This window comes from Streptomyces sp. NPDC089424, assembly GCF_044749345.1.
Lineage (GTDB): Bacteria > Actinomycetota > Actinomycetes > Streptomycetales > Streptomycetaceae > Streptomyces.
Window position 1 is genome coordinate 441,098 of sequence record NZ_JBIVHU010000006.1, and the last position, 12,370, is coordinate 453,467.

Sequence of the window (12,370 nt, forward strand, 5' to 3'; positions counted from 1 at the left end):
CCAGGAACGAGGTCGAGGACACCGTGACCGAGCCCCCAGCTGCCGGCCCCTCCCCTGCGCGGACGCTGCAGCCGTACAACCAGGGAACGAGTGCCAACCTCGCCGACATCCTCGAGCGCGTGCTCGACAAGGGCATCGTCATCGTCGGCGACATCAAGATCGACCTGCTCGACATCGAGCTGCTCACCATCCGGCTCCGCCTGCTGGTCACCTCGGTGGACAAGGCCAAGGAGATCGGCATCGACTGGTGGGAGCGCGACCCGGCCCTGTCCTCGCGCGCCGACGGCACCCGCGACCTGGAGGAACAGAACGCCCGCCTGCGCGACGAGGTCAAGGAGTTGCGCAGGCAGATGGCGGAGTCCCAGGGCGAACTGGCGGAGGGCGCCGGCGCCTCCGGCGGACGCCGCCGCACCCGCGAGCGCGACCGCGATCAGGACCGTGAGCGAAGCCGTGACCGCGATCAGGACCGTGAGCGAAGCCGTGACCGCGATCAGGACCGTGAGCGAAGCCGTGATCGGGAGCGTGACCGGGATCCCGATCGGGAGCGTGATCCCGACGCCGAGCCCCGGCGCAGGCGGCGCAGGAGCGCCGAGGACGACGACGGCCGGAGTTGACCCATGGACGACCGACTCAGCTACGTGTACGGCGTGCTGCGCCCGGACGCCGCCTCCCCCGAGGACGCCGTGCCCCCCGGCGTCCGCGGCGTCGAGGACGCGCCCGTCGCGCTGGTGCGGCACGGCGGCATGGCGGCGGCGGTCAGCCACGTCGCGAAGTCGGACTTCTCCGAGGCGGCCCTCAAGGCCCATCTGGAGGACCTGGACTGGCTGGAGGGCGTCGCCAGGGCCCACGACGAGGTCGTGGCCGCGCTGGGAGCGCGCACCACGGTGCTTCCCCTGCGCCTCGCGACGGTCTACCTGGACGACAGCCGGGTCCGCGACATGCTGGAGGAGCGCGAACGGACCCTGACCGAGCTCCTGGACCGCCTCGCCGGCCAGGTCGAGTGGGGCGTGAAGGTCTACGCCGACACCTCCCCCGCCGCCGCCCGGCCGCAGGCGCCCTCCGGCGCCCCCGAGCCGCCCGATTCCGGCCGCGCCTACCTGCGGCAACGCCGGCAGCAGCGGCACGCGCGGGAGGACGCCTGGTCGTCCGCCGCCGAAGCCGTACGCCGGGTCGAGGCGCAGGCCGGCAGTCTCGCCGTGGCGCACGCGCGGCACCGGCCGCAACAGGGCCGGCTGGCCGGCGGCACCGGGGAGAACGTCGCCAACGACGCCTATCTCGTCCCGCGCGACCGCGCCGAGGAGTTCCGCGAGCGGGTCCAGGGGGCCGCCGAGGGGCTCGACGGCGTCCGCGTGGAGGTCACGGGGCCCTGGGTGCCGTACTCGTTCGCCCAGGTGCCGCATGACCCGGCCCCGGAGGAGGCGGGACAGCGGTGACCGCGTACGACGACCCCCCGCTCGCCCGGCGTCAGGTGGCCCTGATCGACCTGCTCGACCGGCTGCTGAGCGGCGGCGTGGTGCTCACCGGCGACATCATCCTGTCGATCGCGGACATCGACCTGGTCAGGGTCTCGCTGCGCGCGGTGATCGTCGCCGTGCAGGAGCAGCAGTGGGACGTCGCGCTTCCCGCGGAGGGCGCTGCGGCGCTGCCGGGAGCGGCGCCCGTCGAGGACGGCGGCCATGACGGGTTCCGCTGACCACCGGCCCTTCGATCCGCACTCCGGGGGCCCGCCCTCCGCGAGCGAGCCCTCCGAGGACCCGCGCTCCGGTCGCTTCGACGAGGTCGCCGACGCGGCCGCGCGTGCCTTCGCGCTGCTGCCCGCGCGGCCGGACGAGGTGCCGCCGCTGAGCGAGGACGCGGGGTCCTCGGTGGCCCGGCGCCTGAACACCGACCCGGAGTCGGTGGAACGCGACCTGGTGAAGCTCGTGCTCACGATCGTCGAACTGCTCCGCCAGCTGATGGAACGCCAGGCGCTGCGCCGTGTCGACCAGGGCGGGCTCAGCGAGCAGCAGGAGGAGCGGCTGGGCCTGACGCTGATGATCCTCCACGACCGTATGACGGAACTGTGCCGCCGCTACGACCTCACCATGGACGACCTCAACCTCGACCTGGGCCCCCTCGGCCCCCTCCTGCCGCCGCCCTGATCGCTAGGGCCGGATCTCGCTGGTCAGGCGCCCGGTCCAGGGGCACCAGTACAGGCCGGGCAGGAAGGGTCCGCCGGCCTCGTCCAGGTGGTCCTCGACGTAGGGGATCGTCGCGTCGCAGACCTCGATGGCCATGTCCGCGAAGCTGACGGTGTCCGGGTTGTAGTGGTAGCTCCACCGCCAGTTGTACGCGGCCTGCTGCTTCACGATGCGGCCGATGACGATCTTGCGCTCGCCGTTGGCGACGATCTCGCGGGCCTCGCTGATCCGCTGCGGATCGGTCAGCTTGATGACGAAGTCGGAGCCGGTGATGTCGCGCAGATTGAAGTACGCGGCTTCCGCCGCGGCGCTCGGGGCCCGCGTCGGCGGCCCGTCCGCCTGTGCGGCCGCGGTGCCGGTGAGGGTGAGCAGCGCTGCCGCCGCGAGGGCTCCGAACCTGCCGATGAAACGTCGCATGAGGCACAACTCCGTCCACTTCGGGCCGTGTTCGTCACGACCGCCCACCACTGAAAGTAGTCGTTCGACTACTTTCAGTGGTGGGCCGGCGGGCATATTCCTCCGGGATGATGGCGCGGAGCGACGGCGGGGACGCCTGATTCGCGCGTCCCGCTCGACTCTCGCGCACATGTACACGAAGCGACCGACCACACCGCCCTACGGCGCGCCTCCGGACACCAGCGGTGCGGGCCGAGGCGCCAGCAGGCCGGGCAGCAGGCGCACGGCGTCGACCGCGGTCAGGGCCTGCGCCGCGGACAACGCGGCGACATCGGCGGGCAGTTCCGCCCCGGCGCGGGGCACGGCGAGAACGGCCATCCCGGCGGCCGCGGCCGAGAGGATGCCGGCGGGAGAGTCCTCGACCGCCAGACACCGCTCCGGTGGAACGCCCAGTTCGGCGGCGGCACGCAGATACGGGTCCGGCGCGGGCTTGACCCGGACCACGTCCTCCCCGCACACGACGGCGCTCATCTCCCCGGCCAGACCGAGCCCTTGGAGCGCCGCGAGCACGAAGCGGCGAGGACTGGCGGTGGCCACACCCACGCGCCCGTGCCGCGCCGCCTCGCGCACCAGCTCCACCGCCCCGGGCAGCGCCCGCACCCGCCCGGCGGCGCAGTCGTCGACCATCGCGCCGGTGCAGACCTCCACCACCTCGGCACCGCTCACCGAGCCGCGGCACAACCCCGCCACATACGACGCCCATTCGCCGTTGCCATGGATCGCCACGTCGTCCTCGGCCCGCCACCGGTGCCCGTGACGGGCGGTGAAGGCGGCGCACACGCGCCCCCACGCCGCACCGCTGTCGATCAGGGTGTCGTCCAGGTCGAAGACCGTCGCCCGCCGTTCGGCCCTCACACCGAGGCCTCGTCCGGACGCCGCGGCAGCGCCCCCGAAAGCTCTTCGATCGACACCAGCGCCAGCGCGTGCTCGTCCGCGAACGCCCGCAGCCGATCGGACCGGGCCACCGAACCGTCGTCCTCACAGACCTCGCTGATCACTGCCACCGGGGACAGCCCGGCGAGGCGCATGAGGTCGACACTCGCCTCCGTGTGCCCCCGCCGCTCCCCGATCCCCCCGGGGCGGGCACGCAGCGGGAACACATGCCCAGGGCGCGTCAACCGGTCCGGGAGGCAGCCGGGTTCGGCGAGCGTCCGGACGGTCAGCGCCCGGTCCGCGGCCGAGATCCCGGAACCGACGCCGACCGCGTCCACGGAGACGGTGTACGCGGTCGCCTCCACACCGTCGGCGGCCGGGACCATCAGCGGCAAGTCCAGCCGGTCGGCGACCTCGGACGCCATCGGTACGCAGATCAGGCCACTGGTCCAGCGCACGAAGAAGGCCAGGGCCTCGGCGGTCGCGAACTGCGCCGCCATGACGAGATCGCCCTCGTCCTCACGATCCGCGTCGTCCACCACGATCACGGGCCGGCCGGCCCGCAACTCCTCGATGGCGACCGCCACCGTGCCGAAGCCCGCATCCGGACGCGGCACCGAAACTGACGTCACAGGAACCAGCCTTTCTTGAATCACCGTTCCTGCCCCATGGATCGGTGACCGCACCGGCGAGCTTGAGGCATCCCACAACGGCGCACGAATCACTACCGCCCCACAAAATCACCCCTCCCCCACGCCGGGCGCACACCCCCACGACGTACTGCTTCGCTCGGCCGCGCCGCCCTCGCCGCCCCGATCCGCTGCCGCCCCCTGCTGAATCCGCGGGACGCTCCGGCCCACCCCGCTGACCGGACAGCAGTGAGCCCCTCTGAAGTCAGAGGGGCTCATCATCGCCGTGCGGATCGCTCACTCAGTGCGTGTGACCGCTCGCCGCCGGCGCCGCGTTCTTCACCGTCAAGGGCAGCAGCTTCTTGCCCGTCGGGCCGATCTGGATCTGGGTGTCCATCTGAGGACACACCCCGCAATCGAAGCACGGAGTCCACCGGCAGTCCTCGACCTCGGTCTCGTCGAGGGAGTCCTGCCAGTCCTCCCAGAGCCAGTCCTTGTCGAGGCCGGAGTCCAGGTGGTCCCAGGGCAGGACCTCCTCGTACGTCCGCTCGCGGGTGGTGTACCAGTCGACGTCGACGCCGAACTGCGGCAGCGCCTTGTCCGCGCAGTCCATCCAGCGGTCGTAGGAGAAGTGCTCGCGCCAGCCGTCGAAGCGGCCGCCGTCCTCGTAGACCGCGCGGATGACCGCGCCGATGCGGCGGTCGCCGCGGGAGAGCAGGCCCTCGACGATGCCGGGCTTGCCGTCGTGGTAGCGGAAGCCGATGGAACGGCCGTACTTCTTGTCGCCGCGGATCTTGTCCCGGAGCTTTTCGAGACGGGCGTCCGTCTCCTCGGCCGACAGCTGCGGCGCCCACTGGAACGGGGTGTGCGGCTTGGGCACGAAGCCGCCGATCGACACCGTGCAGCGGATGTCGTTCGCGCCGGAGACCTCACGGCCCTTCTGGATCACGCGCGTGGCCATGTCGGCGATCTGGAGGACGTCGTCGTCGGTCTCGGTGGGCAGGCCGCACATGAAGTACAGCTTCACCTGCCGCCAGCCGTTGCCGTACGCCGTCGCGACGGTGCGGATCAGGTCGTCCTCGGAGACCATCTTGTTGATGACCTTGCGGATGCGCTCGCTGCCGCCCTCCGGCGCGAAGGTGAGGCCGGACCGGCGGCCGTTCCTGGTCAGCTCGTTGGCCAGGTCGATGTTGAAGGCGTCCACGCGGGTCGACGGCAGCGACAGTCCGATCTTGTCGTCCGTGTAGCGGTCGGCGAGGCCCTTGGCGATGTCGCCGATCTCGCTGTGGTCGGCCGACGACAGCGACAGCAGGCCGACCTCCTCGAAACCGGTCGCGTTCAGCCCCTTCTCGACCATGTCGCCGATGCCGGTGATCGAGCGCTCCCGCACCGGGCGGGTGATCATACCGGCCTGGCAGAAACGGCAGCCGCGCGTGCAGCCGCGGAAGATCTCGACGGACATCCGCTCGTGGACCGTCTCCGCCAGCGGCACCAGGGGCTGCTTGGGGTAGGGCCACTCGTCGAGGTCCATCACGGTGTGCTTGGACACCCGCCACGGCACACCCGACCTGTTCGGTACGACGCGCCCGATGCGCCCGTCCGGCAGGTACTCCACGTCGTAGAAGCCGGGCACGTACACGCCGCCGGTGCGCGCCAGGCGGAACAGCAGTTCCTCGCGCCCGCCCGGGCGGCCCTCCGCCTTCCAGGCCCGGATGATGTCCGTCATCTCCAGGACGGCCTGCTCGCCGTCACCGATCACCGCGCAGTCGATGAAGTCGGCGATCGGCTCGGGGTTGAAGGCCGCGTGGCCGCCGGCCACGACGATCGGGTCGTCGAGGGTGCGGTCCTTGGCCTCCAGCGGGATCCCCGACAGGTCCAGCGCGGTCAGCAGGTTCGTGTAGCCCAGCTCCGTGGAGAAGCTGACGCCGAGCACGTCGAAGGCCTTGACGGGGCGGTGGCCGTCCACCGTGAACTGCGGGACGCCGTGCTCCCGCATCAGCGCCTCCAGGTCCGGCCACACGCTGTACGTCCGCTCGGCGAGGACGCCCGCACGCTCGTTGAGGACCTCGTAGAGGATCATGACGCCCTGGTTGGGCAGACCCACCTCGTACGCGTCGGGGTACATGAGCGCCCAGCGGACATCACAGGCGTCCCAGTCCTTGACGGTGGAGTTGAGCTCTCCACCGACGTACTGGATCGGCTTCTGCACATGCGGGAGCAGGGCTTCGAGCTGCGGGAAAACCGACTCGGCAGACATCGTGGGACTTTCGTGAGCTGACTGGGGGCATCCCCCGGCCGGAGGCTGGGGGCGGGTGACCATCAAGCCTAACGCGACCGGGGCACCCCTCCGCACGCTCAGATCCCCGCCGTCCCCCTCGTCGCCTTCCAGACGCCCGGCAGTTCCTCCTCCACCTCGGTGGCCCGCCGCGCTTCCGCCGTGTGGAGCACGCCGTACGTGAACGAGTGCTCACCGGCCGCGTGCGCCTGCTCGGCCAGCTCCTTCAGGGTCTCCCGGCTCATCACGCTGTCCTGGTGCTCGCCGAGCAGCTTCTGCAGGTCCTTCACCGACGACACCAGCTTGGAGGCCGGCTTGCCGAGCGCGGGAGCCGCCAGCTCCGCCGCGTAGCGGACCCGCTTGGCCTTCTTGCGTGCCTCGTGCAGTGCCAGGTCGCGGTCGGTGCCGGGCGGGGTGACCAGGGCGTGCTCGACCAGTCCGGCGAGCACGTCGTACGACTTGTGCACGGCCTTGGCCAGCTCGGTCGACGGTTTCCCGGACGCCGCCGCGCGCAGCGGGGGGTCCGCGAGGAACGCGTCCAGGGAGTCGAGGAGCGCGAGGTAGCGGGGCCCGTTGAGCACGTCGACGATCTCACGCTTCGCGTCTCCGGCCCGCGCCGTGGACCAGGTCCGCATCCGGTTGCGGACCGGCCCCACGACCAGGGCGGGGGGCAGCTTCGCCACGGCCTCGCGGAGCCGCTCGGCCAGTACCTCGTGGTCCCGGCTGCCGCCCAGCTCGCCCGCCAGCCACTTCAGCTCGGCCCCGATCGGGTCGGTGACGGCCCGGTCGAGGATCTTGCTGTACGACCTGAAGGTGCTGCGCGTCCGGCGGGTGGCGACCCGCATCTGGTGCACCGAGTCCTCGACGTCCCGGCGGACGGCGGGATCCAGCTCGACGATCACGTCCCGCTGGGCCCGGACGTACGCGAGCACATGGTCACCGGCGGTGACCGGCTCGGCCCGGTCCTCCTTGCGGGGCTTTCCCTTGCCGCCGGTCTCGGCCAGTGCCTTGGCCAGCTTCGACGGGGCCGCGGAGGGGCGTACGCCGGCCTTGCGCAGCCGTTTGTCGACCTTGTCGAGGAACGCCGGGTCGCCGCCGTCGGCGAGCTCGACCTCGATCTCGGTCCACTCGGCCTTCCCGCCGCTGCCGGTGAGCCGCTCGGCTCGTACGGCGTCCAGGGCGACCTCGGCGAGCAGTTGCCCGTCGGCGTCCACGAGGTGGCGTACGTCACGGGTCGAGCGCAGCCGGACCACGGGGGCCAGCTCGTGGTCGCGTACCCGGGAGCGGACGAGGGCACCGAGGGTGGACGGCACGTGGTCCGCGAGCGGCGCGTGGATCTCGTCGCGGACGCCGGTGGCGACCGGGAGCTTCAGATGCCATCCGGCGTCCGAGCCGCCGGTGCGGCGCCGCAGGGTGATCGAGGCGTCCGCCAGTCGTTCGTCGAGGGTGTCGTAGTAGGTGGCGTCCAGTTCGGCGACGCCCTGGTCGAGGACGGCGCTCACGCCGGCGACGCCGGTCAGGTCCGGCAGCCCGCTGTCGTCGGACTCGTACTTGCGCTCGATCTCACGCTTCGTATCCGCCATGCCCCGAATCTAATGCGCGTCGGGGCACAACGGCAGGTGACCAGAGGGTTGAATCGGGAGAAACTTCGCGCGGCCCCCGGTTCGACGGGCACCTGGGGCTACGCGGACATGGGTCTCTGGACCCGGATGGACTGGAGCAGTCCGACCGCCACCCAGATCGCGAACATCGACGATCCTCCGTAGGAGACGAACGGGAGCGGCAGGCCGGTGACCGGCATGATCCCCAGGGTCATCCCGATGTTCTCGAAGGCCTGGAAGGCGAACCAGGCCACGATCCCGGCGGCGACGATGGTGCCGTACAGCTCGGTCGTCTCCAGCGCGATCCGACAGGCCCGCCAGAGCACCACACCCAGCAGAAGGATTATCAGGCCGCCGCCGAGGAAGCCGAGCTCCTCGCCCGCGACGGTGAACACGAAGTCCGTCTGCTGCTCCGGCACGAACTGTCCGGTGGTCTGCGAGCCCTGGAACAGGCCCGAGCCGGTCAGGCCGCCGGAACCGATGGCGATGCGCGCCTGGTTCGTGTTGTAGCCGACGCCCGCCGGGTCGAGGTCGGGGTTGGCGAACGCCGCGAAGCGGTTGATCTGGTAGTCGTCGAGGATGTGCAGCTGCCAGACCGCGATGGCGCCCATCGCGCCGGCGCCGAGCAGTCCGAACACCCACCGGTTGGACGCGCCGGACGCCAGCAGGACGCCCAGCACGATCACCACCATGACCATGACCGACCCGAGGTCGGGCATCAGCATCACGATCATCATCGGAACCGCGGCCAGGCCGAGCGCCTGAAGGACCGTGCGATGGTCGGGGTACGTCTTGTCGCCCGCGTCCACCCGGGCCGCCAGCAGCATCGCCATGCCGAGGATGATCGTGACCTTCACGAACTCGGACGGCTGGAGGGAGAAGCCGCCGCCGACCGCGATCCACGAGTGGGCGCCGTTGACCGTGGTGCCGAGCGGGGTCAGGACGAGCAGGACCAGGAAGACCGACGCCCCGTACAGGACCGGCACCGCGCCGCGCAGGGTGCGGTGGCCGAGCCAGACCGTGCCGATCATCAGGGCGAAGCCGATGCCGGTGTTGAGCAGGTGCCGCACCAGGAAGTAGTACGGGTCGCCCTGGTTGATCTCGGTGCGGTTGCGGGTCGCCGAGTACACCAGCATCGCGCCGATCAGCGACAGCGTCAGCGCCGACAGCAGTATCGGCCAGTCGAGCCGCCGGGCGAGCGAGTCACGGGCGAACAGCCGGGTCCAGCCCGCGCGCTCGGGTCCGTAACCGGAGACCTGGAAGCTGTTCGCGCCCGTCATGTGAGCATCCTTCGGCTGAGCGCCCCACGGCGGTTGCGGGGGCCCCGGCGGCCCTGCCGTCGGGTGTTGCGGTTGCCCTCGGGCGAGGACGGCAGGGTCGCCGCCGTCTGTACCTGCCCGCCCTCGTCCACCGGCGCCTTCTGGCTGGCCTGCTGGTCCTTGGCCGGGTCCTTGGAGACCTTCGGCGCGATGATCGAGCCGTCGGGCTGGATCTTCGGCAGGTTCTTCTGCGGGGTGGGCAGCAGGGCGTTCTTCTGGTTGATGGCGCCGTCGTCGGCGACGCCGTACAGCGCGTCGTAGATGTTGCGCACGGCCGGGCCCGAGGCGCCGGAACCCGTACCACCCTGGGAGATGGTCATCACGATCGCGTAGTCGTCGGTGTAGGTCGCGAACCACGAGGTGGTCTGCTTGCCGTAGACCTCCGCCGTACCGGTCTTGGCGTGCATCGGGATCTTGTCCTGCGGCCAGCCGCCGAACCGCCAGGCCGCCGTGCCCCGGGTGGCCACGCCCTCCAGTGCCTCGTCCATCTGGGCCAGCGTCTGCTGGGTGACCGGCAGCTTCCCGTGCGACCTTGGCTTGATCTCCGAGACGCGCTTGCCGTCGGGGCTGATGATCGCCTTGCCGACGGAGGGGTCGTAGAGCGTGCCGCCGTTGGCGATGGCCGCGTAGATCGTCGCCATCTGAATCGGCGTCACCAGCGTGTCGCCCTGGCCGATGGAGTAGTTGATCTCGTCACCGGCGCGCATCTTGTTGCCTTCGAGGCAGTTCTCGTAGGAGATGCGCTGGACGTAGTCGCCGTCCTTCTTGCCGGTCTTGCACCAGGCGTCCTTGTTGGCCTCCCAGTACTGCTGCTTCCACTGGCGGTCGGGGACGCGGCCGGTGACCTCGTTGGGCAGGTCGATGCCGGTCTCCTTGCCGAGGCCGAACTGGTGGGCGGCCTTGTAGAAGTGGTCCTTGGGCTGGCCCTTCTTGGGGTTGATGCCGCCGTCCTTCTTCCACTCGTTGTGCGCGAGCTGGTAGAAGACCGTGTCGCAGGAGACCTCCAGGGCGCGGCCCAGGCTGATCGGGCCGTGGTTCTGCGATTCGAAGTTCTTGAAGACCTGGCCGCCGACCGAGTAGGCGCTGGAGCAGTTGTAGCGGCCGTCGAAGGCGTAGCCGGCCTGGACCGCGGCCGCGGTGGAGACCACCTTGAAGATGGAGCCCGGCGCCGCCTGACCCTGTATGGCCCTGTTGAGCAGCGGGTAGTTGGACTTCTTGCCGGTGAGCTGGGCGTAGTCCTTGGCGGAGATGCCGCCGACCCAGGCGTTCGGGTCGTAGGCCGGGTTGGAGGCCATGGCGACGACCCGGCCGGTCTTGGCCTCCATCACCACCACCGCGCCGGAGTCGGCCTTGTAGCGCTCGTTGGTGTTGCGGTCCCACTCCTTGCGGGCGGTCTTCATCGCCTCGTTCAGCTCGAACTCGGCGACCCGCTGGACGCGGGCGTCGATGCTGGTGACGAGGTTGGAGCCGGGCTCGGCGGCGTCCGCCTCGGCCTGGCCGATGACGCGGCCGAGGTTGTCCACCTCGTAGCGGGTGACGCCGGCCTTGCCGCGCAGCTCCTTGTCGTACGTCCGCTCCAGGCCGCTGCGGCCGACCTGGTCGGAGCGCAGATAGGGCGAGTCGGTGTCCTGGGCCTGCTGGATCTCCTGGTCGGTGACCGGGGAGAGGTAGCCGAGCACCTGGGCGCTGTTGGCCGCGCCGGGGCTCGCGTACCGGCGGACGGCCTGCGGCTCGGCGGTGATGCCGGGGAAGTCCTCGGCACGCTCACGGATCTGCAGGGCCTGGCGCGCGGTGGCCTCGTCGGTGATGGGGATCGGCTGGTAGGGCGAGCCGTTCCAGCACGGTTGCGGCGTCTGGGAGTCGCACAGCCGCACCTTGGCCATGACGTCCTTGGGCGCCATGCCGAGCACGGCCGCCAGCTTGGTGAGGACGGCCTTGCCGTCGTCCTTCATCTTCAGCAGCTCGGTGCGGGAGGCGGAGACCACCAGCCGGGTCTCGTTGTCGGCGAGGGCCACTCCGCGGGCGTCCAGGATCGAGCCGCGCACCGCGGGCTCGACCACCTGCTGGACGTGGTTGCCCGAGGCCTCCTTGGCGTAGGCCTCGCCCTCACGGATCTGGAGATACCACAGCCGGCCTCCGAGGGTGGCCAGGAGGGAGAGGACGAGGATCTGGATCACGACGAGCCGGGTCTGGACCCGTGGGGTCCGTCCGGTCTCGGGAATGTTGGTCACTGCGGCTGCCTCCCCCTCTCAGAGCGCGTACGCGTGTGCGGGTACGAGTGATGAACGGCCGACCCGCGAGGCCGGGTTCCTCCTGAGCTCCCCCGTTCGGGTGAACTGACCTGCCCTCACAGCCGCTTGACCCCCTTGATGCGCCCGGCCCGGGCCACCCGCGCTCGGGCCGCCTTCACCTTCAGGCCCCCGAATCCGCCGCGCTGGCCTCCGATGCGCAGGCCGGTCCCGGAGGAGAGCCAGCCGGAGGAGATGTCGGTCGCCTTGGCCGACGAGCCGGCCTCCAGCGGGTTGTTGTCCGCGCGGCGGGCGAGCGCCATCAGTCCTGGGACGACGAAGGGGGCGAGCAGCAGGTCGTACAGGGCGGCCGTGAACAGCAGTCCGGGCAGGCCGACGTGGCGGGCGGCGGTGTCGCCGACGAGTGCGCCCACCCCGGCGTACAGCAGGGTGCTGCCGACCGCGGCGGCGACGACCACGGCCATCGGGCCGGTCGCCGACTTGAGCTGGCCGTTCTCCGGCTTGACCAGGCCCGCGAGGTAGCCGATGACGCAGAGCACCAGCGCGTAGCGGCCGGCGGCGTGGTCGGCGGGCGGGGCCAGGTCGGCGAGGAGTCCGGCGCCGAAGCCGATCAGGGCGCCGCCGACGTGTCCGTAGACCAGGGCGAGGGCCAGCACGGTGAGCAGTACCAGGTCGGGGACGGCGCCCGGGAGGTGCAGCCGGGCCAGCACGCTCACCTGGAGCACCAGGGCGACGACGACCAGTGCGGAGGAGAGCAGAATCCTGTTGAAGCGCATGGGTACAGCTCC

General features: G+C 71.1%; 12 protein-coding genes. 4 read left to right on the plus strand and 8 right to left on the minus strand.

Annotation, left to right across the window (positions count from 1 at the left end; all coding sequences use genetic code 11):
* The first annotated feature begins 23 nt into the window (after positions 1-23).
* From ACIP2X_RS26875 to ACIP2X_RS26890, 4 genes are read left to right on the plus strand one after another with little or no spacing between them, the layout of a single operon-like run.
* A complete protein-coding gene (locus tag ACIP2X_RS26875) occupies positions 24-614 on the plus strand; it encodes a gas vesicle protein (protein ID WP_401677172.1) in 591 nt (196 codons plus the stop codon).
* A gap of 3 nt (positions 615-617) precedes the next feature.
* Positions 618-1,433, plus strand: coding sequence for a GvpL/GvpF family gas vesicle protein (locus tag ACIP2X_RS26880; RefSeq protein WP_401677174.1), 816 nt, complete (start codon positions 618-620; stop codon positions 1,431-1,433).
* Positions 1,430-1,693 (plus strand): gas vesicle protein, encoded by a 264-nt coding sequence (locus tag ACIP2X_RS26885; RefSeq protein WP_401677176.1) that lies wholly within the window; start codon positions 1,430-1,432, stop codon positions 1,691-1,693. Before ACIP2X_RS26880 ends, ACIP2X_RS26885 begins: the two co-directional genes overlap by 4 nt.
* Positions 1,677-2,141 (plus strand): gas vesicle protein K, encoded by a 465-nt coding sequence (locus ACIP2X_RS26890; protein WP_401677178.1) that lies wholly within the window; start codon positions 1,677-1,679, stop codon positions 2,139-2,141. Before ACIP2X_RS26885 ends, ACIP2X_RS26890 begins: the two co-directional genes overlap by 17 nt.
* Before the next feature lie 3 nt (positions 2,142-2,144).
* On the opposite strand, the gene ACIP2X_RS26895 is transcribed toward ACIP2X_RS26890, so the two are convergent.
* The 8 genes from ACIP2X_RS26895 to mreD all read right to left on the minus strand — a co-directional run bounded on the left by ACIP2X_RS26895 (position 2,145) and on the right by mreD (position 12,358).
* A complete protein-coding gene (locus tag ACIP2X_RS26895) occupies positions 2,145-2,597 on the minus strand; it encodes a calmodulin-binding protein (RefSeq protein WP_401677180.1) in 453 nt (150 codons plus the stop codon).
* 198 nt (positions 2,598-2,795) lie between these two features.
* Positions 2,796-3,491 (minus strand): HAD family hydrolase, encoded by a 696-nt coding sequence (locus tag ACIP2X_RS26900; RefSeq protein ID WP_401677182.1) that lies wholly within the window; start codon positions 3,489-3,491, stop codon positions 2,796-2,798.
* Positions 3,488-4,141 carry a 3,4-dihydroxy-2-butanone-4-phosphate synthase gene (gene ribB / locus ACIP2X_RS26905; protein ID WP_401677184.1) on the minus strand — a complete coding sequence of 218 codons (654 nt, stop codon included), beginning with the start codon at positions 4,139-4,141 and terminating at the stop codon, positions 3,488-3,490. Before ribB ends, ACIP2X_RS26900 begins: the two co-directional genes overlap by 4 nt.
* Before the next feature lie 298 nt (positions 4,142-4,439).
* Positions 4,440-6,395 carry a TIGR03960 family B12-binding radical SAM protein gene (locus ACIP2X_RS26910; protein ID WP_401677186.1) on the minus strand — a complete coding sequence of 652 codons (1,956 nt, stop codon included), beginning with the start codon at positions 6,393-6,395 and terminating at the stop codon, positions 4,440-4,442.
* A 98-nt stretch (positions 6,396-6,493) separates the two neighbouring features.
* Complete coding sequence (locus tag ACIP2X_RS26915) at positions 6,494-7,996, minus strand: CHAD domain-containing protein (protein ID WP_401677188.1); 1,503 nt, start codon at positions 7,994-7,996, stop codon at positions 6,494-6,496.
* Positions 7,997-8,094: 98 nt separating this feature from the next.
* Positions 8,095-9,294: a rod shape-determining protein RodA gene (rodA, locus tag ACIP2X_RS26920; RefSeq protein ID WP_401677190.1), complete on the minus strand. Its 1,200-nt coding sequence runs from the start codon at positions 9,292-9,294 to the stop codon at positions 8,095-8,097.
* Complete coding sequence (mrdA, locus tag ACIP2X_RS26925; RefSeq protein WP_401677192.1) at positions 9,291-11,564, minus strand: penicillin-binding protein 2; 2,274 nt, start codon at positions 11,562-11,564, stop codon at positions 9,291-9,293. Before mrdA ends, rodA begins: the two co-directional genes overlap by 4 nt.
* Before the next feature lie 116 nt (positions 11,565-11,680).
* A complete protein-coding gene (mreD, locus tag ACIP2X_RS26930; RefSeq protein ID WP_401677194.1) occupies positions 11,681-12,358 on the minus strand; it encodes a rod shape-determining protein MreD in 678 nt (225 codons plus the stop codon).
* Positions 12,359-12,370: the final 12 nt, after the last annotated feature.